Origin of the sequence: Antrihabitans stalagmiti, assembly GCF_016482825.1 — a bacterium.
Taxonomy (GTDB): domain Bacteria; phylum Actinomycetota; class Actinomycetes; order Mycobacteriales; family Mycobacteriaceae; genus Antrihabitans; species Antrihabitans stalagmiti.
Map to the genome: position 1 here is coordinate 207,151 of NZ_JAEMNV010000005.1, position 26,856 is coordinate 234,006.

Below are 26,856 nucleotides of genomic sequence, written 5' to 3' on the forward strand. Positions count from 1 at the left end.
CGACGTGCACAATGAGCTTGTGAGCGGTCACAGTGCGGCCAGCGTTCTCGTTGTCGACGACGACGAGGACGTCCTGGCCTCCGTCGAGCGTGGCCTTCGGCTGTCCGGCTTCACGGTGCTCACTGCCCGCGATGGCGCCGCGGCGTTGCGCAGCGTCGCTGCCAATTCGCCGGACGCGATCGTCCTCGACATGAACATGCCGATACTCGACGGCGCAGGTGTGGTGACGGCGCTGCGAGCGATCGGAAACGACGTTCCCATCTGCGTACTGAGCGCTCGCAATTCGGTGGACGACAGAATCGCAGGCCTCGAATCCGGAGCCGACGACTATCTGGTCAAACCGTTCGTCCTTGCCGAGCTCGTCGCCAGAATCCGCGCCTTGCTTCGCCGCCGAGCCGACACGACCACTACGAACTCGACCGAGGGCGGCATCACCGTCGGACCGGTCGAGATCGATCTACCCGGCCATCGGGCCCGGTTGGCAGGCAACGACATCGAACTCACCAAGCGCGAATTCGAACTGCTTTCCACCCTCGCGCGCAACACCGGCGTGGTGCTGAGTCGCGAGCGTCTGCTGGAATTGGTGTGGGGCTACGACTTCGCTGCCGACACGAACGTCGTCGACGTTTTCATCGGATATCTGCGACGCAAGTTCGAGGTGGACGGTCATCCGCGGGTGCTGCACACGATCCGTGGCGTCGGCTTCGTGCTGCGAGAACCACGGTGACACGGACGTATTCGCTGCGCGCACGGGTCGCAGCTGCCACCGCTCTCGGCGCGACGATCATCGTCGTCGCGCTCGGCTTCATCGTGTCTCAGGCCATCGAGCGCAACAATCTGCAGCAGATCGATCAGCGGCTCGAAACGGTGTCGAAGCTAGTGCTGTTGAACGCCGATATCGCGGTTCGAGTGTTGTCGGTTTTGGGTCCGTCGAACGATCTTGCGTTGACTTTCCGCAACGCTGACGACTCCGTCGGTGGAACAACCAGCGTCGAGCTACCCGCTCTCGCCGACGGTTCGCGGACCGTCGACGTCGACGGCACGCCCTATCGAGTCTTCACCACCACCGTGGAAAGGCCTGCCGAACAGAAGGTTTCACTCGGTCTACCCGCGGAGGAAGCAGCTCGCGCGACCGCCGACCAGCGACGCTACGTCGTCGCTGCAGGCGCACTTGCGATCGCAGCATCGGGTGGGCTCGGCTGGATTTTCGGCGGCAGAGCCGTTCGACCGATCGTCGAATTGACGCGGCGGATCAGCGCTGGACAACCTCAGCCGGCCACACGGACCGGCGGGGTGCGCGAGGCCGACGAACTCGGGGATGCACTCACAGCAATGCTGCAGCGAGTCGACGATGCGCAGGCCGACACGACGGCAGCTTTGACGACCGCGCGGGACTTCGCGGCCGCATCGGCGCACGAGTTACGCACACCGCTGACCGCAATGCGTACCGATATCGAGGTATTGCGCACACTCGATCTCGACGACGCGCAGCGGACCGAAATCCTCGACGACCTCGCGCGAACGCAAGGCCGCGTGGAAGCGACGCTCGCCGCGCTGGAGCGTTTGGCGTCGGGCGAATTGGCCTCGGACAGCGACTATTCCGATACCGATGTCGTCGAGATCTGCGACATTGCTGCTCAGGACGCAATGCGCCACTTCCCGGACCTCACCGTCCGCGTCGACGCCGAGCAGGCGCTGATCATGCGCGGACTTTCCGCCGGGCTACGCCTCGCCGTGGACAATGCGCTCAGCAACGCGGCACGACACGGCCGCGCGCACAATGTCGTGATCACTGCGGCGCGGCGAACCGACGATGCCATCGTTGTCACGGTCGACGACGACGGCATCGGCGTACCGGAATCGGAGCGCACCGCGGTGTTCGAACGCTTCTACCGAGGCGCATCGGCTGCCAAATCCGGTTCCGGTCTTGGTCTGGCGTTGGTCGCCCAGCAAGCCCAACTACACGGTGGCCGAGCCTATTTCGACGTGAGCCCGCTCGGGGGCGCTCGGCTTGTGCTCGAACTGTCGGCTAGCCGGCCGCCGACATCGCCGCGGTAGCGGGCCGCAGCTGCTCTTCCAGCCCGAGCTCGCGGGCACGAACGAGCACGGTCTCCTGCACCTGCTCAGGCAACGACGAACCCCATGACGCCGCCACCCGCTCCTGCAGGTCGGCGGTCTGATTCGCAAGAATACGCAGCAGTAGCGGCCAGAGGTCCGCATCGGTTGCGCTGGCGGCGATTCGGGTCGGCAACTCCCCGTCGCCCGCCACAACCAGTTCCAGCACGCGCCGCTGCACATCGGTGTCTGCCGCGTCGGCGATGTTCAGCAGTCCGTGCCAGACGTTCGGGTCGTCGTGATCCGCGGCTGCGGTGACCGCCGCCTCGAGCAGATCGTGTTCGTGCGCAACAGGATTACCCCCGAAGGTGCGCAACGCGGACTCGCTGAGGTGCCCGACGAACTGCATCAGTTCCGATATCGCGTCGTTGGCAACGAAGTTGCGCACCAAAGCCCCGACGGCATCGGGGTCTTCCTGTTCGAAGAGCGTGTCGCCGATGATCTCGATCAGATCCGCGTCGATTCTGGCGAAGACGGACAGAGCCGCGATCTGCAGGTCGTCCGACCCACCGACGACAGTCGTGATGAGCCGCGCTATGCGGCCCGGAGACGCATCGATGATGACGCGCAGGATATCGCTGACGACTTTGCCCGAGTGGACGTATGCGCCCGTGCGAATCAGGCCTTCGTCGTCGTCGACTCCCGCCTCGATGGCTCTGATCAGCTCGGGCGTTGCCGCGTCCACAAACAGTCCGCCGGTGATGTAGTCCTTGCGTCTCATCAGTTCGTTGGCGATGTCGACCACGGGTCCGTGCGGCGCGACGTGCGCGATCTTGGCAACGGCCCGCGGATCGAGAAACGACGCGGCGCTGGCGCCGTAGGCGATGTCGACCATCGTCATCGCGGCCGCGGCCTTCTTCGGATGTGCCACTGCCACAGCACCTGCCGAACGACCGGCCATTTCCGGCGATGTCACCTTCTGCACGATCGGCATGGCGATCTGCAGCGGCACGATCGGGACGAGCATCGCGATACGGCTGAACATCTCTGCGTTCTCGTCGAACATGATGCCTGCCATACGATCACGCAACGCGAACAGCTGATCGGCGCCGAGATGTTCCAGGTGCTGCACTCGCTCGACGGGTACATGCAGCAGCTTCGCCAGCATCGTGAGCTGAGCGCGCGTGACCAGGTCGCTCATTTCTTGCCAACGATGATCTTGCGGGCTGTGCCGCGAAACATCCAGGGCAGCGCGTCGATGGTTTCGTCGATCGCTGCCATCAACTGCTTCTGCTCGGTCTTACGAGCAGCCTGGAAGAGTTCGAGTATGTCGGCGGCATCGGCGTCCGACAGCTCGTCGAGGACGGGGAGCCCGTCTCCTAACTCGCGCTTCAGGTCAGCCTTCGCGGTATCGGTCACGCCAGCTCCTTTGCCGGTAACTCCAGGTCGGAGTCTATTCCACTACACGCACCACCCGCTTGTGACATAAAGATGACATATCTCTCTCATTGCTCCGCGACAGCGGTTGACCACCACACTCACAGAGTCACCTCAATCTCGAGCCAGAATGCCCGCATAACTTCGCCATAGCGTGATCTCGTGCGCAACAGGTTGATAGCAATTACAACGGTCACGGCAATCGCCTCGGGTGGCCTCGGCTGGTACTTCTACAGCGAGGATCACGCCACCGAGTCGGTCATCGCGTTGGTGAACGAGGACTCCGGCCCGACCGGTGAGCGCGTCATCGACGCACTGCTGGGTTCGACGACAGCACCCACCGGCTACAGTTGGGCCGACGGCCGCACTGACGACAACGGCGCTGCGGCCGTAACTGTCTACCTGCCAACAGATCTCAGCGACGCGATGGCATCGTTCGACACCGCTGCGCCACAACGAGCCGTGGTGACGGTCGACGCAGACGACGCCGAGTTGGGTGCACGTGCCAGCGCTGCGGTGATCGACCAGATCCGTCGACAGGGAATCGACACTGCTCTGCAATCGATTTCGACCGCCCGCTCCACCCTGAGTCAACTGAAGCTCGGTACGCAGTTTCTGAATGCCGGTGTCGGTGCGGCCAATTCGGGCGTCGGCCAGTTCAGCACCGGAGTCACCGGATTGATCGGCTATCTGAATGCGGCGCGCGACGGCTCGGGACAGCTCTCCGCAGCGATCGACGAGCTTGCAGGTGTCGTCGGTGGCGCGACTGCACAGGCCGACGAGCTGGCGGCGACACTCAGCTCCACGGGTGTCACGATCGGCGAGACTACAACTCGCGCAAACGAACTCGCGACCGGAGTCGACACAACCCTCACCATCCTGCGGACCCTGCCTCCCAGCCCCGAGCTGAACAGCGCGATCGAAACGTTGACGGGTGTGCGCAACACCGCGCAACAGGTGGGCGACCAACTTGGGACCGTATCGACCTCGCTCGGCGATTCGGTCGATCCGAGCACGGACCTCGGGGCGCTACTGAAGGTCGTTGTTGGCCAATTGACAAGCGCAACAACGCAACTGTCCGACGGAGCCAATCAGCTCACGGCCGGACTCGACCAACTCGCCACCGAAGGTGGAGCACAGTTGACCGATGCATCGACGCAGCTGACCGACGGCATCGGGCAGCTGTCCCAACTGTCCGGCTCACTCGCCACTCAGGTGGACAAGGGCATCGCTGGACTGCCGACCTCGTCGGCCACCACGCAGCTTGCGGCGACGGTCAACGATCCAGTCACGGTGCAGCACAACGCGACCACGGGAGCATGGCAAGCACCGAGTCCGATGGCGTTGGTGGCCACATTCTTCGCGCTGACCACCCTCGCACTCGGAGCCGCCTACTTCGCGTCGATCAGATCGATGATGAAGACAAGGGTCTTGCCAGACAAGCGATGACCGCCACCCGCGGGACCGTAGGCAAGCTCCGGCGGGATGGTGAGCTGGCGTCGGCCACCGACCTTCATGCCCGGAATGCCGTCCTGCCAGCCCTTGATGAGTCCACGCAGCGGGAACTGGATGGATTCGCCACGGTTCCAAGAAGAGTCGAATTCGTCGCCACTGTCGAACTCGACGCCGACGTAGTGCACCTCGACCGTTCCGCCGGGGACTGCCTCGGTGCCGGTGCCGACGACGAGGTCCTTGACGACCAGTTCGGTAGGGGCTGGGCCTTCTTGAAACTCGACCTCTGGCTTGCTCATCGGGTGGTCAACTCCTTGTAGTCCCGTTCGGTGTATCCGGTGTAGATCTGGCGCGGACGCCCGATCTTGAGGGTTGTGTCTTCGTGCATTTCACGCCAGTGCGCAATCCAGCCCGGCAGGCGACCCATGGCGAACAACACGGTGAACATACGCGTCGGAAAGCCCATCGCGCGGTAGATCAGGCCCGTGTAGAAGTCGACGTTGGGGTACAGCTTGCGCTCGATGAAGTAGTCGTCCGTCAGCGCGGCCTCTTCGAGTGCCATCGCGATGTCGAGGAGCTGATCGTCACCGCCGAGCTTCCCGAGAATGGTGTGAGCTGTCTCCTTGACGATCGCGGCCCGCGGATCGTAATTGCGGTAGACGCGATGGCCGAAGCCCATCAGCTTCACGCCTTTTTCTTTGTTCTTGACCTTCTTGACGAAGTCGCCGGCTGTGCCGCCCTCTTCTTTGATCTTGTCGAGCATCTCGAGCACAGCCTGGTTCGCGCCGCCGTGCAGCGGACCCCACAGTGCGTTGATGCCGCCCGAGACCGAGGTGAACAGGTTGGCATCGGAGGATCCGACGAGCCGGACCGTCGACGTCGAGCAGTTCTGCTCGTGATCGGCGTGCAGGATGAGCAGCATGTCGAGCGCCTTGGCGATCTCGGGATCGACCTCGTACGGCTCGGCAGGGAAGCCGAAGGTCATCCGCAGGAAGTTCTCGACGAGGTTCAGCGAGTTGTCCGGGTAGAGGAACGGCTGCCCGACCGACTTCTTGTAGGCGTAGGCGGCGATCGTCGGCAGCTTCGCGAGCAGCCGAATCGTCGAAAGTTCCACCTGCTCGGGGTCGTCGGGGTCGAGCGAATCCTGGTAGTACGCCGAGAGCGCGTTGATGGCGCTGGAGAGCACAGGCATCGGATGCGCGTTGCGGGGAAAGCCGTCGAAGAATCGTTTGAGATCTTCGTGCAGCAGCGTATGCCTGCGGATCTTGTCCGTGAACTTGTCCAGCTCGGTCGCCGACGGCAGCTCGCCGTAGATCAGCAGGTAGCTGACTTCGAGGAACGTCGACTTCTGTGCGAGCTGCTCGATCGGGTAACCCCGATACCGCAGGATGCCTGCTTCGCCGTCGATGTAGGTGATGGCCGATTTGGTCGAGGCTGTATTCACGAAGCCCGGATCCAAGGTGGTGTATCCGGTGGTGGCCAGCAGCTTTCCGAGATCGATGCCGTCGTTGCCCTCGGTCGCTTTGGCAATGGACATCTGGTACTCGCCACCGGGGTAGCTGAGCGTTGGGGTGTTGTCGTTCTCAGCGGGCACGAATATCCCTCTCAGGCTTGAGCAGTCGCGTAGCGAGTTGCAATCGCGCGGACGTAGTCGATCAGACGCTAGTCGCAATACCGCTCGCGCGCCCACGGAGGGTCGTGTCTGCATCGAGAACTGACCGCGGGTTTGCACCCACGCTGAGCAGACTAGTTGGCCTCATACCCCGGCACACGCGATTGACGCGCTCGACGGAAGACGCGGCCAACGTCACAGCGCCGTGATGCCCCACTGGCCGCTCCACGTCTCGCCCGGTTCGAGAACGATCTCGTCGATACCCGTGTTGAACGCATTCGGCGGGCAGGTCATCGGCTCGATCGCGAGCGCTCTACCGCGATCGGGGTAGGCCTGTCCGCGTGCGGGATCTGCCGTGAACACCTGGACCCAGCGGAACGTTCGGTCGGTCCACAGTGCCGTCGCGGTACCGTCCGGTGCTCGCAGAATCTGCCGGGCCCGACCATCGGTATCGACGTCGATCGAACTGAACGGGGTATCCATCCACACCCCTTTCAGCGAGCGTGGGGTGCTGAAGTCGTATTCGGTGCCGCGCACAGGCACACACGGTCCCTCCGGCAGCATCCGCTCGGGGTCGAGCGGTTGGCGGACTCCGACGGCGAGTTCGAGTGTGCACTCGTCGAGCGGCGCGTCACCCGCGCGAACGAACGTGTGCATGCCGAGCCCGAACGGAGCTGGCACCGGACCTGTGTTCGTCGCCGTATGTGTGACCGACAGACCCTCTTCGTCGAGTTCGTGCGTCACGCTCAACCGCATCGGGTACGGCCACCCTTTCTGCAGGCGGACGTCGATGGACTGTTTGACGCGGTGCCGCTCGTGTTCTTCCAACTGCCATTCCCGACGACGGACGAGACCGTGCATCGCATTGTTGCGCGCTGGTTCGGTGAGCTCCAACTGGTGCTCGATGCCGTCGAAATAGAAGAAGCCGTCGCGGATGCGGTTCGGCCACGGCGCGAGCACAAGCCCTGCCGAGAGCGGCGGTTTCGTTCCGGCAGGCCATGATTCGGTGAGTTGCACCGCCTTGCCGTCGACTGCGCGCTCCAGCAACCGTAATCCGGCTCCTGTCGATACGACCTCGGCGCGATAGTCGTCGAATCGGATCTGGAACGCGCGGCTACCCGCCGCCGGGGTGCCGACCGGCTCGTCCTGCCGTTGCTGCGTTTCACGCTCAGCCATGGGGTCAGTCTGCTCCGCGCAGGGGCCAGTTGTCAGGTCAACGGATTGCGGTGTTCTCAGTTTGCTTCTTTGTGCGAGCGCTCGACCGGCTTGCCGACGCGATAGCGAACGAACGCCGGGAAGGCGAGTGCCGCAACAACTACACCGATCACCACGAGAATTCCGCCGCCTGCCGCAGCCGCTGCGGTGCCGACACCGGCAGCGGCGACACCGTGAGCAAGATCGCCGATTCGCGGACCGCCTGCGACGACGACGGTGAAGACTCCCTGCAGCCTGCCGCGCATCTCGTCCGTTGCGACGGTCTGCAGCATCGTCGAGCGGAATGCTGCCGAAATCATGTCGGCACCGCCGCCGAGAACCATGAAGGCCAACGCAATCCACAACGCAACCGGACCCGACCCCGACCCGATCGCGATCCCGAAGCCGAGCATCGACAATCCCCACACGACGATGCACCAGATGACCGCGAGCCCCTGGCGACGGACGCGCGGCAGCCAACCGGAGAACACCCCGCCGATCACCGCACCGAACGACATGGACGCGAACAGCAAACCGAGGACGAGACCACCCTCGATGGGGTCGCCGAACGTCTCGTGGGCGATCTGAGGGAACAGCGCACGGGTCATTCCGAAGGCCATCGCGATGATGTCGACGACGAAGGATGCAAGCAGAATCCGTTGTGTAGTAAGGTATTTGAACCCGTCGAGCACCTGTGTCAACCCCGCGCGACGCGCCTCACCCGTCGGCGGCAGTTTCGGCAGTCGCCACACTGCCCATACCGTCGCCAGCAGTGCTATCGCATCGAGCAGATACAGCGTCGACAGTCCGAAGACCGGTATCAGCACGCCGGCAAGCATCGGTCCGGCAATCGCCCCGAACTGAAAGACGGTCATGTTCAACGAGTTCGCGGCCGGCAGCTGATCGGGCGGCAGCAGGCGGGGAATGATGGCGCCGTTGGTCGGCTGGTTCACCGCGAAGAACGCCTGTTGCAACGCGAGCAGGAGCAGCACCAGCCAGACGCTGTTCACGTCGAGCGCGGCTTGGATCCAGAACAGCATCGACGTGACGGCGAGGCCTGCCCGAGTGATCAGCAGCAGGGACCGCCGATCCATGACGTCAGCGAGCGCGCCACCCCAGATGCCGAAGACGATCAGCGGGGCAAGGGCGAAAAGGCCGGCGAGACCCACGTATCCGGAGCTCCCGGTGATCTGGAAGATCTGCTGCGGCACAGCGACGATCGAGAGCTGACCACCGATCACCGTGACGACGCTGCTCAACCACAACCTGCGAAAGTCGTGATTCTGCAAAGGAGTCGTGTCCGCGAGAACTTTGCGGCGAGCGTTCACGGGCTGAGGCGTTCCACCGCGCTCGGCGAGCCGTCTGCGGCAATTGTCACGCGAATTCTGTTGTGCAGGCGATTCTCTCGGCCTTGCCAGAATTCGACGGAGGTAGGCGCGAGCTCGAAGCCACCCCAGTTCGGCGGGGTGGGAATCTCGTCGGGAAACCTTACGGCGACGGCGGCCAACTGTTGTTCCAACACGGCCCGCGACGCGACCGGTTGTGACTGGTCCGATGCCCAGGCCCCGAGTTGCGAACCGCGCGGCCTACTGCGCCAATAGCCGTCCGTGACCTCGCGTTCGACGCGTTCGACGCGGCCTCGCACCGTGATCTGCCTGCCGATCAGTGGCCAGGAGAACGTCGCGGAAGCATAGGGATTGAGCCCGAGTTGGCGAGCCTTGTCCGACCCGTAGTTAGTGTAGAAGACGACGCCCGCCCTGCTGATTCCTTTGCAGAGCACCGTTCGCGTCGAGGGCCGACCGTCGGCGTCGACCGTTGCGAGCACCATCGCGTTCGGTTCCGCAACGCCTCCAGCGAGCGCGTCGTCGATCCAGCGCAGGATCAGTTTTTCCCAGCCGTCGTCGAGCCAACTCTCGTCGAGGTCGTGCGGTGAGGTGTAGTTCACACGCATCCCTGCGAGGTCACTGCCGGTCGACGGGGGGTTCTCGGACACCACGTTGCGCACGCTACTCCCGGGTAGGGCTGGCGTCGCGGCCGGTCGACGCCCCGCTATGGTGTGAATCGATCGTCGATCTCTGCGCCGTACATCCCGCACGCACCGGTCGACGCGCGACGAGCGTGCACTCGGATCGGGATGCACGGACAAGAGAGAGATCACGATCATGGCATCGACTCCGGTTGTACCCGACGATTTCGTACCTGGACTCGAAGGAGTCCTTGCCTTCACGACCGATATCGCCGAACCCGACAAGGACGGCGGCGCGTTGCGTTATCGCGGCGTCGATATCGAAGAACTGGTCGGCAAGGGCGTGACGTTCGGTGACGTGTGGTCGTTGCTGGTCGACGGCAAATTCGGCCGTGGCCTGCCGCCCGCCGAGCCGTTCCCACTTCCGGTCCACACCGGCGACGTTCGCGTCGACGTCCAGGCCGGTCTCGCCATGCTAGCGCCGATCTGGGGCTACCAGCCGGTGCTCGACATCGACGACGACACGGCACGCGACCAGCTCGCCCGTGCCTCGGTGATGGCCCTGTCCTACGTCGCGCAGTCCGCGCGCGGTATCTACCAGCCTGCGGTGCCGCAGCACGTGATCGACGAATGTCCAACGGTCACAGCCCGATTCATGACGCGGTGGAAGGGCGATCCGGATCCGCGCCACACCGAGGCTATCGATGCCTACTGGGTGTCGGCCGCCGAGCACGGTATGAACGCCTCGACGTTCACAGCACGGGTGATCGCGTCGACGGGCGCCGATGTCGCTGCTGCGATGTCCGGCGCGATCGGCGCCATGTCGGGACCGCTGCACGGTGGCGCACCGGCGCGGGTGCTACCGATGATCGAAGAGGTCGAAAAGTCCGGCGACGCCCGCGCACTGGTGAAGGGCATCCTCGACCGCAAAGAGAAGTTGATGGGCTTCGGCCACCGCGTCTACCGCGCAGAGGATCCACGCGCGCGAGTGCTTCGTGCGACTGCGAAGCGGCTCGGCGCACCCAACTACGAAGTCGCAGCAGCACTCGAACAGGCCGCCCTCACGGAACTGCGTGAACGCCGTCCCGATCGTGCGATCGAGACCAACGTCGAATTCTGGGCAGCAGTCATCCTCGACTTCGCCGAGGTGCCTGCCCACATGATGCCTGCGATGTTCACCTGCGGCCGTACCGCTGGGTGGTGTGCCCACATCCTCGAGCAGAAGCGGCTCGGCAAGCTCGTTCGCCCCGCCGCGCTCTACACCGGTCCTGCTCCACGCACACCGGAGAGTGTCGAAGGCTGGGACCTCGTCGCCAACGGCTAGACACCGCGTCAGGTCTCATGTGGTCCACCGACTAATCTGACCCACATGACATCTGCTCTCCCGACCATTCCCGCCGACCTCAAACCTGCCGACGGCCGCTTCGGCTGTGGACCGTCGAAGGTCCGTCCGGAGCAGTTGCAGTCTCTGGTCGATGTCGGCGCGTCGGTATTCGGCACGAGTCACCGGCAGAAGCCGGTCAAGGACGTCGTCGCGCGCGTTCGTTCGGGTCTTCGTGACCTGTTCGCACTACCCGACGGTTACGAGGTCGTACTCGGCAACGGCGGAACGACGGCGTTCTGGGATGCCGCTGCGTTCGGTCTGATCCGGGAGCGGTCGCTGCACCTGACCAACGGCGAGTTCAGCTCCAAGTTCGCGTCGGTCGCGAAGGCCAACCCGTTCATCGGCGACCCGATCGTCGTGAAGGCCGAGCCGGGCAGCGCACCCGAGCCGGTGTCGGACCCGTCGGTCGACCTCATCGGCTGGGCGCACAACGAGACCTCGACGGGTGTGTCGATCCCCGTTGTACGTCCCGCAGGTTCCGAGAATGCCCTGATCGCCATCGACGCGACCTCGGGCGCCGGTGGTCTGCCGGTGGATCTCAACGACGCGGATGTGTACTACTTCGCCCCGCAGAAGTGCTTCGCCGCCGACGGCGGACTGTGGGTCGCGCTGATGAGCCCTGCGGCGCTCGCCCGCGTCGAGGAGATCAAGACCTCCGGCCGCTGGACCCCCGACTTCCTTTCGCTGCCTATCGCAATCGACAACAGCACGAAGGATCAGACGTACAACACCCCTGCGCTGGCAACACTGCTGCTATTCGCCAACCAGATCGAATGGCTCAACGGCAACGGCGGCTTGGACTGGGCGGTGCAGCGAACCGCGGATTCGTCCTCGCGGCTGTACTCCTGGGCAGAGGCAAGTGCGTTCGCGACGCCGTTCGTCACCGATCCGGCACACCGCTCACAGGTAGTGGGAACTATCGACTTCGACGCATCAGTGGACGCCGCAGCGGTGGCAAAGGTGTTGCGCGCCAACGGCATCGTCGACACCGAGCCCTACCGCAAGTTGGGCCGCAACCAGCTTCGGGTCGGCATGTTCCCTGCCATCGATCCCGACGACGTGAGCGCCCTCACCGCATGCATCGACTGGGTTGTCGGACAAGCCAACTGAATCAAGCGGGGGTCCACACCCAGGTTGTGACCCCCAATTGTCAACGTAGGCTGGAACTTTGCCAGGTAGGACGCCGTCGCGCGGGGCCGGAGAACGCGGAACAAGGCAGCGTAACTCGAACCCGCTGTCAGGTATAGCTACTCCCCCAGCGTGTCCTGCCCTGCGCAAGATCACAGGTGCATTACTGTCGGCGTACGGGCAGATTCGCGAGTCGGCGCGATCAGGAGGTCGAAGTGCGAGAACTCGAAGTGATCGGACTGCAGCCCGACGGCAAGCACCTCGTGTGCGCCGACCGGGAGACCGGTGAAAAATTTCGCATGCCCTTGAACGACAAACTTCGCGCCGCAGCTCGTGGCGACATCGCTCGATTCGGACAGATAGAGATCGAGATGGAAAGCACGCTACGTCCACGCGACATCCAGGCACGGATTCGCGCAGGCGCATCGGTCGAGCAGGTCGCGGCACAGTCCGGAATGGCCGTGCATCGGGTCGAGCGTTACGCCTACCCGGTTCTGCTCGAGCGTTCCCGCGCAGCAGACCTCGCACAGCTCGGGCACCCCGTCCGTGAAAACGGACCCGCGGTGCTCACTCTCGCCGAAGTTGTCGGCTTGGCATTTCGAGCGCGTGGGCACAGCATCGACGAAGCCGAATGGGACGCCTGGAAAGACGACGACGGCCACTGGATCGCCGAACTCCGGTGGCAGGCAGGCCGCACCTCGAATGCCGCGCACTGGCGCTTCCAGCGCGACGCACACGGCGGCACGGTGACAGCACTCGACGACACCGCGGCCGATCTCGTCGATCCAGACTTCGGACGTCCACTGCGTGGACTGTCGCCCGTCACCCGGGTCGCGGAGGCCACCCGCGAGCCCGATCCGCAGCACACACTCGACGACTACTACGAATCGACACCGCGGACTCCCGAACCGCTCGACGAGCCCGACGAACCCAAACAGGCACCGACGCATCCGAACCCGAAGGACAAGCGCGGCAAGCCTGCGATGCCGTCCTGGGAAGACGTCCTGCTCGGCATTCGCAGCTCGGGGCACTGAAGCGGACCGTTCGATGCCTGCCATCGGGGGTACGAAAGATCAACTAGCGGTAGCCAACACCGCGCGTATCGCGCCGACGTCGTAGTCTCTGTTTCGACTGTTCGAACTCACGACGATGCGCGAAGGTGAGGTGCCGGCCGTGGGGGCCAAAGCATCGACTATTTGGTATGTGGACGCCCCTGACCCGGCCACCACGCTGCGCAATCATCGCGAGCCGGATCAACACGCAGCACACGCACTCGCCAGCCACCTGTATCCAGGATCGGTTGTGGTCCCGCTGGCGGTCGGCCCGCTCTCGACCAGCGCGGGCATCGGCGGCAACGGCGTCTACATCGGGTGTTATCCCGGTCTGACAGTCGTCTGCGGTCCGCAGCTCGAGATCGCCCACCCTGCCAAGATCTCGCCGTCGTGGATTCGTCCGCTCGCCTCCGAGTACACCTACCTCGTGTCGATCGACCCGGTTCGGGAGTGGGGTGCGTTCGCGACGTGGGAGCGAGGGGAACTTCGACGTTCGTTCAGCGCAACCAAGACCAACATCCTCGAGGACCACGGTCTCCCGTTGGTCTGGGAGCGGCCGTTCTGGGCGGGCGAACACCCCATGGAGCACACGCCAGGCGTGATACCCGATCCGCAGTCGCTGCCGTTCGATCCGCAGGATTTCGCAGACGCCGCGAACGAACGTGCACTCGGCTTTCGCTACCGCGGCACCCCGCAGCAAGGTGCCCTCGACCCGGCGGGAATCGTCGTGTGCGGGTTCGCGCTCTACGGCGAGGGCGAAGAGATCCCACGGGCGCCTGCGCCACCCGTGTCGGAGCCGGTCGAGGCCGTGCCCGCCGAAGCTGGGTTCTTCAAGAAGTGGCGGCGCAAGCAGCGGCGATAGCGGCGGGTGTCAGGACCACCAGCGCCAGCGGGTGCGTCACACCGCTGAGATGAGTAGGCCGAGCCACCCGACAACGACGCCGACCCCGATACCGAGCGCCACCCATCGGACAACGGGGATGGCACGCCAGCCCCACACCGTAGGAGCGGTACCGCCGACGGCGACGAGGTTGATGACCACCGCGAGCGCAGGGTGCACATTCGCGAGCGCGATGCCGAACCCGTACAGCGCGCACGTTGTCAGGATCGCCGCGAACGCTGTCACGAGCAGACCTGCCTGCCACGGCGTCGGTTCTGCCGTCGGTGCGGCGAATTGGGGCGTGCTCGGTTCGGACGTGCTCACGGTGTCATTCTGACGCGCTCGTAGAACGCCATCGCAGCGGCCGTCGCAACGTTGAGCGAATCGGTGCCTGGCGCCATCGGGATCCGGGCACGAACATCGCTGCTGCGCATGGTGTGTTCGACGAGTCCGGGTCCCTCTGCACCGAGCAGCAGCGCGACCTTCTCCCCCGTCATAGCCGCTGCCAACGAAACAGCACTCGGGTCCGGCGTGAGCGCTATGACCTGGAAGCCGTGGTCCCGCAATATGTTCAGACCTCGTGGCCAATCGGGCACGCGTGCGAACGGCACCCGAAGGACGTGGCCCATCGATACGCGCACCGCTCGCCGGTAGAGCGGATCGGCACAGCTGTCACCGAACAGGACGGCATCGGCGCCGAGGCCGGCGGCGTTGCGAAAGATCGACCCGATGTTCTCGTGGTCGTTGACGCCCTCCAACACCGCGACGGTCCGCGCGCCGGCGAGAACGTCGTGCAGGTCCAACGGTGCGGGTCGGCTCGCGGCGGCGAGGACTCCGCGATTGAGGTGGAAGCCGACGACCTCCGCCATCACGTCAGCGGTGGTCCGATAGAACGGCGCGTCCGTGGCCTCGAGGTCGGTTGCCAGTTCCGCCCGGCGCCGTTCGACTCCCAAGAACGACACCGGTTCGAACCTCGAAGCAAGCATGCGCTGCGCGACCAGCACGCCTTCGGCGATGACGAGCCCCTTGCCGTCGGGCAGGTCGGGTCGGCGATCGGAGGAGTTGAGGTCGCGAAAGTCGTCCAGCCTCGGGTCAGCGGGATCGTCGATGTCGACTACTTTTGCCACCGGACCACTCTAGGGCGCGCCGCGCCTCGTGAGTCTTTTCGGTGGTCCCGCCCACCGAAAAGACTCACGAGCGGCGGAGCCGCCTGAGAACGATTTCGCGACTCGGCAGGACGGCGATGCCCCTCGGGACCGAGCGCGGCTGGCCCCTTCTCCGTTCGGCCGCAGACATTTCCAGCTCGGCACCTTTCACGATCGTTGCCAGCACCACCGCGAGTTCGAAGTTCGCGAAGGCCGCACCCACGCAACGTCGGTGACCACCACCGAACGGCGTGAACTCGAACGGCGTCGGTTTGCGGAGCAGAAACCGATCCGGATCGAACGTGTCGGGTTCAGGAAAAACCTTGGGGTCGAAGTGCAACGCGGGCACGGCGACACCGACCACGTCGCCTTCCGACCGCTGGACTCCACGAATTGTCAACGGCCCGTTCAGACGTCGCAACACGATCGACACCGTCGGATGCATCCGCAACGTTTCCTGACAGATTGCGTTGAGGTACGGCAATTTTGCAACGTCAGCAGGCGAGTGGTCCGCTGCCAACTCCGCGACGAGTCGCTCGCGAACTCCGTCGTCGTGATGGATGTGATACATCGCCCACGCCAAAGACGTTGCAGTAGTTTCGTGTCCGGCTACGAGCAGGGTCCGTAGTTCCTGACGCAGATCCTCATCGCTCAGGGACGTGCCGTCCTCGTAGGTCGCGGACAGCAACAGGCTCAGCACGTCGTCGTACCCGTCCACCCCTGTCCTGCGCCGCTCGGCGATCTGTTCGGACAGCAGCGCGTCGAATTGCGCACGCAGCCTGACGAATCGCGCCCACGGCCCGAGACCCACGACCTCGCGCCGCAGCGCTGGGACGAACATCAGCGGCGCGATGTAGGACTGCATCAGCGCTGTGATCACCCGCTCGTACTCGTCGCGTCGGGCCGGGTCGGAAACCCCGAAGACCGTCCGAATGATGATGTGCAGCGTGATCGACTGCGCCGCTGCCCGAACCGCGATGTCGGCGCCGGGCCGCCAGCTCTCGATCTCCTCTGCCGCGGCGTGAGCCATCACGTCTGCGTACGCGCGCATCCGCTCACCGTGGAACGACGGCATCAGCAGCGTCCGTTCACGGCGATGCCGCTCGCCCGACAACAAGATCAGCGAACCGTCGCCGACAAGCGGCGCAATGGGATTCGGCGTCGGTGGGGAGAACAACGTGGCCGGTGCACCGAAAATCTCGCGTACCCCCGCAGCAGTCGACGCGAACAACACCTCACCGAGACCCGGTAGTCCGACGGCGAACGTCTCGCCCTCGTTCGCGCGACGGCGAAAGTAGCGTTCGGGGTCGTAGCCCATCGCCAGTGCATGCGCTGCACCGAACCGCGGGCTCGTCACAGACCTCGTCATAGGAGTCGTCGTCACCTTCTCTCGTGAACATCGCTAGTCGATACGATTCACGGATCCTTCCAGTTCAGCGCGCCCTGTGCCTGCCGCCTCCCCGCGCGACTTCTCGACCGGGTCGTCACTGTGTTTCAGCAGCAAGTACGCACCACCTGCCAACCCCGCTGCGAGCGAGATCACACCGCCGACGAGCAGCGGCGCCCGTGGGCTCGTCACATCCGCAAGCCAGCCGAGCACCGGACTGCCCAGCGGAGTGCCGCCGAGGAAGCAGAGCATGTAGATGCCCATCACGCGGCCGCGCATATCGGAGGCAACCGACATCTGCAGAATATTCATCGCCGACGTCGTGAAGGTCAGAACAACGGCACCGGTCGGCACAAGGGCAACGGCGACGAGCGCGAACGTTGGCATAGCTCCGACGGCAATCTCCAAAGCGCCGAACGCCGTTGCCGCGACGAGGAAGATCTTGATCCGCACAGGTCGCGTCCGACGCGCGGCAAGGGTCGCACCGGCGAGGGTGCCGACGGCCAGTGCTGTCGACAGAAATCCGTAGGCATCGGCGCCGAGCCCGAAGGTGTTGCGCGCCAACACGGCCAGGCTGATCGGGAAGTTCATACCGAAGGTCGACACCATGAACACGGTCAGGAGTAGAACCCGCAGATCGGTTCTCCCCCAGACGTAGCTGAACCCTTCGCGAATCTGGCCACGCGCTTTGGTTGCATGCTCGACGGAGGTCAGCTTGCTCTGATCCATCAGCACCAGCGCAGCGATCACACAACCGAACGACACCACGTTGATCGCGAAAACCAATCCGGTTCCGACGAGTGTGATGAGGACACCCGATATGGCCGGACCGACGATGCGAGCAAGGTTGAACGTCATCGAATTCAACGCGATCGCGTTCGAAAGAAGTTCTCGGCCAACCAGTTCGATGGTGAACGACTGCCGAACCGGTGCGTCGATCGCCGACGCGCAACCCGCGGCGAAAGCAAGCACGTACACATGCCACAGTTCGACGACGCCACCGAGATCGAGCGCGGCAAGCACCGCAGCAAAGACCGCCATCGATACCTGTGTTGCGATCAAGATCTTGCGTTTGTCGTACCGATCGGCGAGCACGCCACCCCACACAGACAGCACGAGCGTCGGACCGAACTGCAACGCCATCACGATGCCGACGGCGAGTGCGTTGCCACCGGACAGGGTCAGAACAAGCCAGTCCTGCGCGACCCGCTGCATCCAGGTCCCGACGAGTGACACGATCTGACCCGACGCCCACAGCCGGTAGTTCCTGGCTTTGAGCGACCTGAACATCGAAACGTTAGCAACGGACACGTCTTCTATCGTGCCTCGTTCGGCGCTACTCCGACTTTTTGACGATGTCGGTGATGATCGCGACTGCGTCCGCGAGCGTTTTGAGCTGCTCGGGAGCCAGCGTCGACAGCTTCTCCGTCATCCACGCTTCGCGCGCGCTTGCTTCGTCGGCAATCAACGCGCTACCCGAGTCCGACAGCGAGACGATGATCTGCCTACCGTCGGTCGGATGCGGGCGCCGTTCGACGAGTCCGATGTCGGACAACGACGCGATGACCCTCGTCATCGACGGCGGCTGCACGCGTTCCATACCGGCAAGCGCGCCCGGCGTCATCGCGCCTTCGCGACTGAGCGTTGCCAACGCAGAAAGCTGGGTCAGCGATACCTGCGAATCCGCTCGACGACCTCGCAGATGCCGCGTGAGACGCACAACGGCCAGGGAGAGGTCGCTGGCCAGCGTCCGCAGATCGGGAGAGGTTGTCACAGTGGCAAACAATACGGGAACGCCGCAGGCCAGCGGACACGATTGCGCCGCTGGGCAGTCCGGGTACGGTAGTCGACGTGACGGACGCACCGCAGGTACCGCAACTCCCCGCGCGCCTCACCGACCCACGGCCTGTGCTGACAACCGGAACCGTACTGTTCGCGATCGCGACGCTGATCGTGTGGGCGAGCGGCGACCGGTTCGACGAGGCACTGCCGACGTGCATCGCGGGACTCGCGGTCGGCGCTCTCGGTACGACGATCTTCTGGATTCAGCGACGCGCGGCGCGGCGCGGCTCCAAGGGTGCCCAGTCCGGCCTTACCTAAGCTGACCTGCAGCGATCTACGATAGGACCGTGGCCTGCGACGAGATCATGTCCGCGATTCGGTCCAACTGCAGCGTCGCTGTTTCGCTGTCTTCGTCGACGAGCCAGCGCAGGACCAAACCGTCGATCATCGCGAGCATCAGCCGGCTCAGCACCCCGACCGGCACCGACCAGGTCGTTCCGGTCAACGTGGTCGCCTTTTCCAAAAGGTCGACGAGGGTTGCATCGTTGAAGGCGTACTGATTGCGCGCGATCCCGAGCCGTTCCGGCGTCGACTCGCCTTCACGCAGCGCATACGTCGTGATTTCGTAGGTCAGCAACTGCCGGTCGCGGGTCCGTTCGACGTCGAACCACATCGCGCTCAACGCAACTCGAAGAAGGTCACGCAGAGCGTCGACGCCCTGCTCGGTCCATTCGAGCATCTGCTGATCTTCGTCGACCGCGTCGCGCAGATCGGTCGTGAGGCACTTGACGACCTCGGTCATCAACGCGTCTTTGTTCTCGAAGCAGTAGTGCACGACGCCGAGCGACACACCGGCGGCCTGTGCGACGTCACGGGTGGTCACCGCAGCGACGCCCTTGCGTTCGGCGAGGCCGATCGCGGCCTCGATCAAGTGAGCTCTGCGCTGCTCGACGGATAGTCTTGTTGACACGCGTGAAGTTAAGTCGCACATCGCTGAGCAGTCAATTCGCTCTCGTTACCAGCATGTCGCTCCCGGCGTGTCGCCTCTCGATCCCGACAATCGCAACCATTCGGCTATCGCCGGGAAGCGCGCGCAACAATGGCCTCGTACGGACGCACCCTGATCCACAGCAGCGCCCACAGCACACCTAAGATCCAGCCGGCGAGTACATCGGTCAGCCAGTGCGCACCGAGATAAACCCTCGACAGACCATCGAGGAAGGTACCGAGCGCACACAACGAGACGAGTAGGCGGCTCGGCCGACCGCGCAACCGCACGATCACCGCGGCGGCTGTGCACGCGAGGATCGCGGACAACATCGCATGACCCGACGGGAACGAATGTGTCGATTCGACGACGAGCCGGTCCGGAAAAGGCGGTCGATCCCGTCCGATCGCAAGTTTGGCGAGCGACATCACCAGCCAACCGGACAGCATCGAGCCGAAGATCAGCGTCGCTTCGCGCTGATGCGAGCGAGTGAGCAGGTAGACGGTGGCGATCATCGCTACGACGAAGAGGCCCACAAGGCCACCGACCGTCGTGATGGCCTCGAAAGCAGTCGTCAGCCAACCGATCCGGTGCGCGACGATCCAGTCGAGGACGAGCCGATCCATGTCAGAGAACTCCCTGCCGAAGGTGGACGGTTCCGTCGTCGGCTACCCAGATCGGGACGTCGACGGTTGCCTCGACCGAGCCTCGTAGCGTGACGCGCAACTGCTCGTGCACCTCGATCGATCCGGTCGGCAACGGTAATCCGAGTCCGATGCAGGCGAGCACTGCGGTCGGTTCGCGATCCCAGCTACTTGCACGGCCTGTGCCGACGACGACGCCACGCACCGATTCGGAGACGAGTGGAAGGTCGAGCAGCCGAGCAAGTGCCGTCGCCGTCTCGATACTTCCTGCCACGAGCGCATCCGGCGTCACCGCGACGGCAAACCATGGCTTGTCCAACACGAACGCATTCGCAGGATCGACGAGAGCACCGGTACTCACGCGCACACGATCGGACAGCGCTACGGCGTCGATGTCGAGTTTTCCTGCCGCGACGACACTCGCGAGTCTGCGGTAGGTATCGGCGACGACACCGGCGGACGGCGATCGCTCGGGCGCGGCCAGCCTGTCGATCAGGGTCTGAACCAGTTCGAGATCCAGACGATCGGGTCCGGCGAGCACGGCGCGCATCGCGTCCGCGTCGACGTGCTCGAACGGGTCGAGCAAGCCCACAAAAGTCGAGTCGTCTGGGTGCCGGAGCGCGCCAAGGGGCGCGCCGTCGACGCTCGCATGCCGCCGCAGCCACCACGCCACGTAACTGTCGGGGTCAGCGAGCAGCGGCCGCACGACGGCGTCACCGGCGAGCAAGGTCAGTGCCGTCGCCCACTTCGCGTCGTCGACCAGGTCGAGATCCCTGACAGCCGTGAATGTTTCGGGATCCTCCGCCAGGCCGGACCACCACTGCGCCTCGTCGTCCAGATCGTGATCGGGTCCGGTCGGAAGTTCGTCGCGGACGACGGTGAAACCCCAGCCGACGCCAACCGCACGCAACGCAGCGGCCCCGTAGGTCGCGACTAGCTCCGTATCGACTGTTCCGAAAGGCGAGTGCGCCACGAGCACCGAACGCAACGGCGCATCGGGTAGCAGCAGTTCGTCCGCCGACCGCAACTCACCGCCATCGTCGGGTAGCAACAGCAACCCGAGCCAGCTGGGCAGACGTTCGGGGTCGGTGACCCGAGCAGCCAACGTGAGGACAGCGGCTGCGAGCTCGGCCGCCTCGTCGTCGGAGTCGTCGGAGTCGTCGGAGTCTTCGATCCGAGCGCGCAGGTCGCCATCGGAAAGCAGGTCGGTCGCTCCGACGTGCGACGACCCGAGCCGGCCGAGCAACTCGTGCGCTGCCTCCGGATGCACGAGACGCGCCCAATGCACGGGAATCGTTGTCGGTGAGTCGTTTCCGGTCGATTGAAGGTCGTCGGCGGTGACCGTCGTACGGGGTCCGGTGACGAGTCGTCCGTCGGCGAGAGGTACCGGCAACGCACCGAGTTCCTCGACCGCGATCGTGTCGATCACAAACGGCTCCAGGGCCGCATACAGCCTGTGCCACCACGCGGGCGGCCTGTCGATGCCGCTCGACGCTTCGGCAACCCGAGCAAGACCGATGCGATGAACGTCGACGGCGGCGAGCGCGCGGGCATTCGACGTACCCGACAGTTCCGGAAGTACCAGCGCGGGAATCACTTCGGCAAGCAACTCGGCGAGCTCTGCTGTCAGATCGGGAAATACGGATGCTCGCGAGGGCGCTACGACACGATCGCTGCCTTCGCCGACAACAGGAAGCCACGCGTGTGCGCGCAGCTCGCGAAATATCGCCTCACGCAACGCCGTGTCGACCTCACCCCTGGCGAAGGTCGGCACCGGGACGAGTGCGGCTCGTTGCGATATCGGCACTGCCGCAACGAAATCGGCATATCCAACGGCGATGTCGGCCAGACGTGCCTCCGGCAGCACACGACGCCTGTCCGGCTGCATACCGACGTCAGCAATCACGATCGCGGGCAGCGACAACTCTTCGTCGGAACGGGTCGGTGCCCGGAGCACATCGCCCGAGCTGGGGCGGATCACACCGTCGGCGACGGGCGCGAGCCAGCGTGCATGCGGAGTCCGGTACTGCCACCAGCACAGCGCACCGATGGAGATCTCCTCGACGCCACGCGCCAGGTCGCGGGACTTCCGGACGAATTCCGTGTCACCGATCCGAATGCTCTGTAGCGCAGTCAGTTCCAACAACAGGTCGACCGCTTCGGTTGCCATGCCTGCGAGCAACGCGGCCGCATCGACGTCGGCGCGCAGCGTCAACACAACTTCGGTGTCCGCCCCCGCGACGGGTTGCGCCGTCGTCGGCCAGACCAGACGCAACACCGGCGGTCGCACGGCAACGTCGATGCCCTCGTCCGCCAACCGCTCCTCGGTCGCTGCGAGCGAGAACTTGATCGACCCTGTCGTGGAACGTATTTCGATCTCGTCGCTCACCGAGACCGTTGCTGTGAAGCCGACACCGAACCTGCCGACACTGCCGTGCCCCGTGGCATCGCCGGGCTTACCCGACGCGCGCAGTGCGGTCAGCGCCTGCACACCGGCGACATCCAGCGGAGCGCCGGTGTTCGAGACGTGCAATTGCGAGCCGACCGACCACACTGCCAGGCGCCCGGCGACGCCTGCCTTCGCGGCAGCATCCGCAGCGTTCTGGGCAAGTTCGGTCAGGAGGCGATCACGGTATCCGGATCGGACGAAGTCGTTCTCGGTCGCGGCATCCTCGCGCAGCCGGGTCGGCGAACTGCCCCAGGCAAGCAGCAACGATTCGCGTAGCTGTCCGGTACCGAACGGGTCGGTCAGGTCGTCGATGCGTCAGTCCCGCTCGGCCGATACGGGATCCGCGCGTTCGGCGCCACGACCGGAGTCGGACACAACTTCGACGGCGGCGTCGTCGAACGCCTCGTACTGCGGCGACCCCGCGCCGGTCGGCAGTCGTGTGTCCGAATGTGCGCCGCACCCGTAGCCGACGTGCACGACGTGGCCGTCTGCGGCCAACTCGTTGCCGCAGACGCCGAAGGCGGCGTGTAGCGATCCGGCGAGCGGCAGATAGAAGCCGCACAGGCCGCAGGAGGAGGGAGCAGCCTTGGCCATCTCGGACTCGGGACCGTAGTCGCCCTCGTGCCACCGCTGCGCCGCATCTTCGCGCCCTTCGCGACTCATCGTCGACAGGCGACCGAAACCGAGCTCGAGTGCGACATCGTCGACTTCGGGATCACCGTTCGCGACGTAGCCCGGCACGAGGCGCGGATCGTCGGCAGGCGGAGCGAGCAGATCGCCAGGTGCCAGATCGCCTGGCCGAATGCGCTGGTCCCACGGCACCCAGTTCGGCGCGATGAGTGCGTCGGGTCCGGGTAGCAACGCAGATTCACTGACGGTGGGGTGATCGAAATCGGGATCGGTAGCGACGACGACGGCCCACTGCCAACCTCGGTAGCCGGGCAAAGTCGCTTCGAAGCGATGTGTCGCAGCGGATTCGCCGTCGGCGCTGACGCCGACATAGGCACCCACGCCGTCCTCGCCGAGGTCGCTCAGAGCACTACGCGCCAGGTCGACTGCCTGTACCAGGATCTCGTGTATCTCGAACAGTTCCGGAGAAGAAGCAACGCTCACGACTCCATTTTGCCGCATCGATGCAATACCGTTCGCCGGTGGGCCGCTTTGGCGACTCGCCGAGGTAGTTGTTTGTCGCCTCGGTAGGACAGAATTGACCTGTGACCGACCGACGCGAGCCGAATGATCCCACCGGGGGATGGCCGAGCGCCGCTTCACAGCACCCCGGATTCGACAACTATCCACCGCGGCATGTACCGACCCGGCGCCAGCCTCTGCCCCCTCTGCATCCAGTCGATCCGCCGCGCCAGCCCGATCGCGGCGGTGAGCCTGCGTACAACGACGATTCGCAGCCGCCCCCCGCCCCGGCACCGACCCGCGGGATGCGGCAGCCGCGCAAGCTGACGGTGACGCGCGTCGCCGCGATGCGGGGACGAGAACTCACCGGTCGCGGTTTCGCCACGTTCCAGCGCGCAGCCAAGGCCGACGGTGCCGAGAAGTCGGGGCTCACAGCGCTGACGTACGCGACGATGGCAAATTTCGCGACCGACGCCGCGATTGCGATCGCTTTGGCGAACACCCTGTTCTTCTCCGCGGCGCAAGGTGAAAGCCAACTCAAAGTCGCGCTGTACCTGGCCATTACGATTGCCCCGTTCGCAGTGATCGCACCGCTCATCGGGCCTATGCTCGACCGGCTGCAGCATGGGCGCAGAGTCGCGCTCGCATCGTCGTTCGGTTTGCGTGCCGTGCTCGCCGTAGTGCTCGTGTTCAACTTCGACAGTTGGCTCCTCTACCCCGCTGCCCTGGGCATTCTTGTGCTCAGCAAGTCGTTCTCCGTGTTGAAGAGCGCGGTAACGCCACGTGTCCTGCCGCCCGAAATCGACCTTGTGCGGGTCAATTCCAGGCTGACGGTGTTCGGACTGCTCGGTGGCACCATCGGCGCAGGCGCGCTCGCGGGTATCGCCGCGATCATCGCCGACTCGGCGGGCGCGCTGTGGTTCGCGTTCGTTCTCAGCGTCGCCGGCGCGTACCTGAGCATGCGTATTCCGGCGTGGGTCGAGGTCACCGAAGGCGAGGTCCCGGCCACGCTGACCTATCACGGCGACAGCGACTACTCGGCGCCGATCGACGACCCCGACCGCGGCGATTCGATCAAGCCGAGCAAGCGAAGGCAGCCACTCGGGCGTGCTGTGGTCACCGGGCTGTGGGGTAACAGCACGATCCGCGTTCTCACTGGATTCCTCACCCTCTTCGTCGCCTTCGTCGCCAGGTCCCGCTCCGAGCACGAGCCGCTCGTGCAGGCGGCGATGCTCGGTCTCGTCGGCGTCGCGGCCGGTCTCGGCAACTTCTCCGGCAACGCGATCGGAGCGCGACTCTCGCTCGGCCGACCCGCGTTGCTCGTCGTTCGATGCACGATTGCGGTAACCGTGATCACCATCGTCGCGGCCTTCGTGGACAGCCTGGTCGCAGCGGCTGTGGTGGCGCTTGTGGCGTCCGCGGCGAGCGCACTTGCCAAGGTCTCCCTCGACGCGGCCATCCAGGACGACCTACCGCCGGAATCGATCGCGTCCGCGTTCGGCCGCTCGGAGACCGCGCTGCAGTTGAGTTGGGTTGTCGGTGGCGCGCTCGGCGTGCTGCTCCCGACCAAGTTCTGGCTTGGGTTCACCGTCATCTCGGTGTTGCTCGCACTGGGAACCGTGCAGACCATCGTCAGCTACACCGGGCATTCCCTGCTGCCAGGACTCGGCGGCAACAGGCCGGACCGCGCCAAGCAAGAGGTCAAGAAAGGCTTCGGCAGCCGGGTCGGCGGTCGATCGTTCAAACGTTCGGCCACCCCGTCGGCTGCCGCGGCAGGAACAGCGCGACAATCTCCGCAACCTTCGACCCAACCACCGACAGGAAACGCGCACTGGTGAGGCTCCAGCCCAAGACTGTCAAAATTCTCGCGCTGCTCGGCACCGGTGTTCTTGTGGTTGCCGTGGCGTTCTTTGCCGTGCTCTTTGTCCTCGTCAAGGACTCCGACCCACGCCTGCCTGCGGTGACCGCTTACGCCTACGGCGAAGCGATCACGGTCGAACCGACCAGGTACTGCGAATTGGACCTGACCGAGTGCAGCGAGGAGGGTTCGATCGCGAAGCTGCAGGTGCCGGTCGGTTATCCGTTGCAACTGTCGCTGCCGACGGAACTGTCGGACGCTCCGTGGCGGCTGTACGCGACCTACGACGGCCCGAACGGTCTCGAAATCGTCGAACAGGGCTACCGTCCCGGCCAGGCGACGGCGGTATCCGTTCGATCGAAGACAACGCCGGAGGCGAAGCTACTCGGCGTGGAGATCCGTCTGCCGTCGTCTGTCGTCGACGAGAACGGTGATCCGTTCCAGCGGGCGGTGTGGTTGATCGAGACTGCGTGAGCGCGTCGGAGCGAGCCTCAGCTGTCGAGTTCGCGGGCGACGCCGCGGACGACCTCGGAGATCCGCTGCGCGGTCTTGCGATCCGGGTACTTGCCCTTGCGCAGGTCGGGCTGCACGGTTGCTTCGAGCAGCGTGATCATGTCTTCGATCATCCCGTGCAATTCGTCGGCTGTGTGCTTGCGCGCGACGGGTTCCTTGCGGACTCCGCCGTTGGCCTGCCGAATCGTCGGGGCCGGTTCGAGGACCTTCAAACTGAGCGCCTGGGGTCCGCGGCGGCCTGCGGCCATACCGAATTCGACGCGCTGTCCGGGCTTGAGCAACTCGACTCCCTGCGGCAGCGCCGAGGAACGGACATAGACGTCCTCGCCTTCGTCCTGCGATAGGAACCCAAAGCCCTTTTCGACGTCGTACCACTTCACCTTGCCGGTCGGCACCGCAGCTCACCCGTTCATTTCTAAGAGGACACAGTTGGTTCTGCACAAAACAGTTGGTTCTGCACAAATAGGAACGCGCCCCGCCTTGTTGCGCAGGACGCGAATACCAAAGTCTACCCGCAGTGCAGAGTAGCGGCACACCCATTTACCGTTGACCCGTGGCCACCGAACCGGACTCGACCAGACCTCCCGTTCTGCTGGTCGGTGCGACGATCCTGTTCGTCGTCGGCGTCTGCGCGATTGCTGCGATGTTCGTCGTTGCAGCGGTGACCTCGGACGCTCCGCCGGATGCGCTGTATGGGGCTACACTCGCCGCGCCACTGGGTCTGCTGCTCGCGGTCGTGTACGCACTGCAGTCCGGGCGGCGCTCCCGAAACAAAAAATAGGCGCCACAACCAGACGAA

The 26,856-nt window shown here is 64.7% G+C and carries 28 protein-coding genes; 11 read left to right on the forward strand and 17 right to left on the reverse strand.

All coding sequences use genetic code 11. The features are described 5' to 3' along the window. The first annotated feature begins 19 nt into the window (after nucleotides 1–19). Both JGU71_RS17280 and JGU71_RS17285 read left to right on the forward strand, forming a co-directional pair. Nucleotides 20–727 carry a response regulator transcription factor gene (locus tag JGU71_RS17280; RefSeq protein ID WP_307829695.1) on the forward strand — a complete coding sequence of 236 codons (708 nt, stop codon included), beginning with the start codon at nucleotides 20–22 and terminating at the stop codon, nucleotides 725–727. Next, nucleotides 724–2,058 (forward strand): sensor histidine kinase, encoded by a 1,335-nt coding sequence (locus JGU71_RS17285; RefSeq protein WP_199705520.1) that lies wholly within the window; start codon nucleotides 724–726, stop codon nucleotides 2,056–2,058. The genes JGU71_RS17280 and JGU71_RS17285 overlap by 4 nt, the downstream gene beginning before the upstream one ends. Here the strand turns inward: JGU71_RS17285 and JGU71_RS17290 are convergent. Continuing rightward, complete coding sequence (locus JGU71_RS17290) at nucleotides 2,030–3,256, reverse strand: hypothetical protein (RefSeq protein WP_199705521.1); 1,227 nt, start codon at nucleotides 3,254–3,256, stop codon at nucleotides 2,030–2,032. The two genes, JGU71_RS17285 and JGU71_RS17290, sit on opposite strands and share 29 nt — an antisense overlap. Continuing rightward, on the reverse strand, nucleotides 3,253–3,474 hold the full coding sequence (locus JGU71_RS17295) for a hypothetical protein (protein WP_199705522.1): 222 nt from the start codon (nucleotides 3,472–3,474) through the stop codon (nucleotides 3,253–3,255). Before JGU71_RS17295 ends, JGU71_RS17290 begins: the two co-directional genes overlap by 4 nt. A 180-nt stretch (nucleotides 3,475–3,654) precedes the next feature. Between JGU71_RS17295 and JGU71_RS17300 the strand changes: the two genes are divergently transcribed. Then, nucleotides 3,655–4,941, forward strand: coding sequence for a YhgE/Pip domain-containing protein (locus JGU71_RS17300; RefSeq protein ID WP_199705523.1), 1,287 nt, complete (start codon nucleotides 3,655–3,657; stop codon nucleotides 4,939–4,941). On the opposite strand, the gene JGU71_RS17305 is transcribed toward JGU71_RS17300, so the two are convergent. The 5 genes from JGU71_RS17305 to pdxH form a co-directional block, all read right to left on the reverse strand. After that, nucleotides 4,884–5,243, reverse strand: coding sequence for an FKBP-type peptidyl-prolyl cis-trans isomerase (locus JGU71_RS17305; protein WP_199705524.1), 360 nt, complete (start codon nucleotides 5,241–5,243; stop codon nucleotides 4,884–4,886). The two genes, JGU71_RS17300 and JGU71_RS17305, sit on opposite strands and share 58 nt — an antisense overlap. Then, the gene (locus JGU71_RS17310; RefSeq protein WP_199705525.1) at nucleotides 5,240–6,538 is read right to left on the reverse strand and encodes a citrate synthase; all 1,299 of its coding nucleotides are present in this window, start codon (nucleotides 6,536–6,538) and stop codon (nucleotides 5,240–5,242) included. Before JGU71_RS17310 ends, JGU71_RS17305 begins: the two co-directional genes overlap by 4 nt. A gap of 213 nt (nucleotides 6,539–6,751) precedes the next feature. After that, a complete protein-coding gene (locus tag JGU71_RS17315) occupies nucleotides 6,752–7,732 on the reverse strand; it encodes an aldose 1-epimerase family protein (RefSeq protein ID WP_199705526.1) in 981 nt (326 codons plus the stop codon). 56 nt (nucleotides 7,733–7,788) lie between these two features. Further along, nucleotides 7,789–9,078 carry an MFS transporter gene (locus JGU71_RS17320; protein ID WP_199705527.1) on the reverse strand — a complete coding sequence of 430 codons (1,290 nt, stop codon included), beginning with the start codon at nucleotides 9,076–9,078 and terminating at the stop codon, nucleotides 7,789–7,791. After that, nucleotides 9,075–9,701: a pyridoxamine 5'-phosphate oxidase gene (gene pdxH, locus JGU71_RS17325; RefSeq protein ID WP_199705738.1), complete on the reverse strand. Its 627-nt coding sequence runs from the start codon at nucleotides 9,699–9,701 to the stop codon at nucleotides 9,075–9,077. The genes JGU71_RS17320 and pdxH overlap by 4 nt, the downstream gene beginning before the upstream one ends. Before the next feature lie 211 nt (nucleotides 9,702–9,912). On the opposite strand from pdxH, the gene JGU71_RS17330 reads away from it, so the two are divergent. The 4 genes from JGU71_RS17330 (at nucleotide 9,913) to JGU71_RS17345 (ending at nucleotide 14,142) form a co-directional block, all read left to right on the forward strand. Then, nucleotides 9,913–11,040 carry a citrate synthase 2 gene (locus tag JGU71_RS17330; protein WP_199705528.1) on the forward strand — a complete coding sequence of 376 codons (1,128 nt, stop codon included), beginning with the start codon at nucleotides 9,913–9,915 and terminating at the stop codon, nucleotides 11,038–11,040. A 45-nt stretch (nucleotides 11,041–11,085) separates the two neighbouring features. Beyond that, the gene (gene serC, locus JGU71_RS17335) at nucleotides 11,086–12,210 is read left to right on the forward strand and encodes a phosphoserine transaminase (RefSeq protein WP_199705529.1); all 1,125 of its coding nucleotides are present in this window, start codon (nucleotides 11,086–11,088) and stop codon (nucleotides 12,208–12,210) included. A gap of 233 nt (nucleotides 12,211–12,443) precedes the next feature. Continuing rightward, complete coding sequence (gene sepH, locus JGU71_RS17340; RefSeq protein WP_199705530.1) at nucleotides 12,444–13,262, forward strand: septation protein SepH; 819 nt, start codon at nucleotides 12,444–12,446, stop codon at nucleotides 13,260–13,262. Nucleotides 13,263–13,377: 115 nt separating this feature from the next. After that, a complete protein-coding gene (locus JGU71_RS17345; protein ID WP_233529541.1) occupies nucleotides 13,378–14,142 on the forward strand; it encodes a DUF6928 family protein in 765 nt (254 codons plus the stop codon). A 36-nt stretch (nucleotides 14,143–14,178) separates the two neighbouring features. On the opposite strand, the gene JGU71_RS17350 is transcribed toward JGU71_RS17345, so the two are convergent. From JGU71_RS17350 to JGU71_RS17370, 5 genes are all read right to left on the reverse strand, one after another. Then, a complete protein-coding gene (locus tag JGU71_RS17350) occupies nucleotides 14,179–14,484 on the reverse strand; it encodes a DUF2537 domain-containing protein (protein ID WP_199705532.1) in 306 nt (101 codons plus the stop codon). Then, the gene (locus JGU71_RS17355; protein WP_199705533.1) at nucleotides 14,481–15,287 is read right to left on the reverse strand and encodes a TrmH family RNA methyltransferase; all 807 of its coding nucleotides are present in this window, start codon (nucleotides 15,285–15,287) and stop codon (nucleotides 14,481–14,483) included. Before JGU71_RS17355 ends, JGU71_RS17350 begins: the two co-directional genes overlap by 4 nt. Before the next feature lie 64 nt (nucleotides 15,288–15,351). Next, nucleotides 15,352–16,674, reverse strand: coding sequence for a cytochrome P450 (locus tag JGU71_RS17360; protein ID WP_199705534.1), 1,323 nt, complete (start codon nucleotides 16,672–16,674; stop codon nucleotides 15,352–15,354). A gap of 33 nt (nucleotides 16,675–16,707) precedes the next feature. Next, complete coding sequence (locus tag JGU71_RS17365) at nucleotides 16,708–17,982, reverse strand: MFS transporter (protein WP_199705739.1); 1,275 nt, start codon at nucleotides 17,980–17,982, stop codon at nucleotides 16,708–16,710. A 46-nt stretch (nucleotides 17,983–18,028) separates the two neighbouring features. Next, nucleotides 18,029–18,466, reverse strand: coding sequence for an Rv0880 family HTH-type transcriptional regulator (locus JGU71_RS17370; protein WP_199705535.1), 438 nt, complete (start codon nucleotides 18,464–18,466; stop codon nucleotides 18,029–18,031). A gap of 77 nt (nucleotides 18,467–18,543) precedes the next feature. On the opposite strand from JGU71_RS17370, the gene JGU71_RS17375 reads away from it, so the two are divergent. Beyond that, nucleotides 18,544–18,792 (forward strand): DUF2530 domain-containing protein, encoded by a 249-nt coding sequence (locus JGU71_RS17375; protein ID WP_199705536.1) that lies wholly within the window; start codon nucleotides 18,544–18,546, stop codon nucleotides 18,790–18,792. A gap of 16 nt (nucleotides 18,793–18,808) precedes the next feature. Here the strand turns inward: JGU71_RS17375 and JGU71_RS17380 are convergent, their stop codons facing one another. From JGU71_RS17380 to JGU71_RS17395, 4 genes are all read right to left on the reverse strand, one after another. Continuing rightward, nucleotides 18,809–19,444 carry a TetR/AcrR family transcriptional regulator gene (locus JGU71_RS17380; protein WP_199705537.1) on the reverse strand — a complete coding sequence of 212 codons (636 nt, stop codon included), beginning with the start codon at nucleotides 19,442–19,444 and terminating at the stop codon, nucleotides 18,809–18,811. A 104-nt stretch (nucleotides 19,445–19,548) separates the two neighbouring features. Continuing rightward, nucleotides 19,549–20,088 (reverse strand): phosphatase PAP2 family protein, encoded by a 540-nt coding sequence (locus JGU71_RS17385; RefSeq protein WP_199705538.1) that lies wholly within the window; start codon nucleotides 20,086–20,088, stop codon nucleotides 19,549–19,551. Between the two features lies 1 nt (nucleotide 20,089). After that, nucleotides 20,090–22,819 carry a sacsin N-terminal ATP-binding-like domain-containing protein gene (locus tag JGU71_RS17390; protein WP_199705539.1) on the reverse strand — a complete coding sequence of 910 codons (2,730 nt, stop codon included), beginning with the start codon at nucleotides 22,817–22,819 and terminating at the stop codon, nucleotides 20,090–20,092. A 51-nt stretch (nucleotides 22,820–22,870) separates the two neighbouring features. Continuing rightward, nucleotides 22,871–23,686, reverse strand: a complete 816-nt coding sequence (locus JGU71_RS17395; RefSeq protein WP_199705540.1) for a DUF3027 domain-containing protein — start codon at nucleotides 23,684–23,686, stop codon at nucleotides 22,871–22,873. 83 nt (nucleotides 23,687–23,769) lie between these two features. On the opposite strand from JGU71_RS17395, the gene JGU71_RS17400 reads away from it, so the two are divergent. Next, entirely contained in the window at nucleotides 23,770–25,524 is a 1,755-nt protein-coding gene (locus JGU71_RS17400; protein ID WP_199705541.1) for an MFS transporter, read from the forward strand. Continuing rightward, entirely contained in the window at nucleotides 25,521–26,018 is a 498-nt protein-coding gene (locus tag JGU71_RS17405) for a DUF2771 domain-containing protein (protein ID WP_199705542.1), read from the forward strand. Before JGU71_RS17400 ends, JGU71_RS17405 begins: the two co-directional genes overlap by 4 nt. A gap of 17 nt (nucleotides 26,019–26,035) precedes the next feature. On the opposite strand, the gene JGU71_RS17410 is transcribed toward JGU71_RS17405, so the two are convergent. Next, on the reverse strand, nucleotides 26,036–26,452 hold the full coding sequence (locus JGU71_RS17410; protein WP_199705543.1) for a cold-shock protein: 417 nt from the start codon (nucleotides 26,450–26,452) through the stop codon (nucleotides 26,036–26,038). Between the two features lie 158 nt (nucleotides 26,453–26,610). Here JGU71_RS17410 and JGU71_RS17415 point away from each other — a divergent pair, with 158 nt between their 5' ends. Then, entirely contained in the window at nucleotides 26,611–26,838 is a 228-nt protein-coding gene (locus JGU71_RS17415) for a hypothetical protein (protein ID WP_233529738.1), read from the forward strand. Nucleotides 26,839–26,856: the final 18 nt, after the last annotated feature.

Excerpts from the sequence above, each read along its gene's own strand:
- JGU71_RS17345 (WP_233529541.1), top strand. The coding sequence starts at position 13,378 with ATGCGCGAAGGTGAGGTGCCGGCCGTGGGGGCCAAAGCATCGACTATT.
- JGU71_RS17360 (WP_199705534.1), bottom strand. The coding sequence starts at position 16,674 with ATGACGAGGTCTGTGACGAGCCCGCGGTTCGGTGCAGCGCATGCACTG.
- JGU71_RS17385 (WP_199705538.1), bottom strand. The coding sequence starts at position 20,088 with ATGGATCGGCTCGTCCTCGACTGGATCGTCGCGCACCGGATCGGTTGG.
- JGU71_RS17290 (WP_199705521.1), bottom strand. The coding sequence starts at position 3,256 with ATGAGCGACCTGGTCACGCGCGCTCAGCTCACGATGCTGGCGAAGCTG.
- JGU71_RS17305 (WP_199705524.1), bottom strand. The coding sequence starts at position 5,243 with ATGAGCAAGCCAGAGGTCGAGTTTCAAGAAGGCCCAGCCCCTACCGAA.
- serC (WP_199705529.1), top strand. The coding sequence starts at position 11,086 with ATGACATCTGCTCTCCCGACCATTCCCGCCGACCTCAAACCTGCCGAC.
- JGU71_RS17315 (WP_199705526.1), bottom strand. The coding sequence starts at position 7,732 with ATGGCTGAGCGTGAAACGCAGCAACGGCAGGACGAGCCGGTCGGCACC.
- JGU71_RS17365 (WP_199705739.1), bottom strand. The coding sequence starts at position 17,982 with ATGTTCAGGTCGCTCAAAGCCAGGAACTACCGGCTGTGGGCGTCGGGT.
- JGU71_RS17395 (WP_199705540.1), bottom strand. The coding sequence starts at position 23,686 with ATGCGGCAAAATGGAGTCGTGAGCGTTGCTTCTTCTCCGGAACTGTTC.
- pdxH (WP_199705738.1), bottom strand. The coding sequence starts at position 9,701 with ATGCGTGTGAACTACACCTCACCGCACGACCTCGACGAGAGTTGGCTC.
- JGU71_RS17330 (WP_199705528.1), top strand. The coding sequence starts at position 9,913 with ATGGCATCGACTCCGGTTGTACCCGACGATTTCGTACCTGGACTCGAA.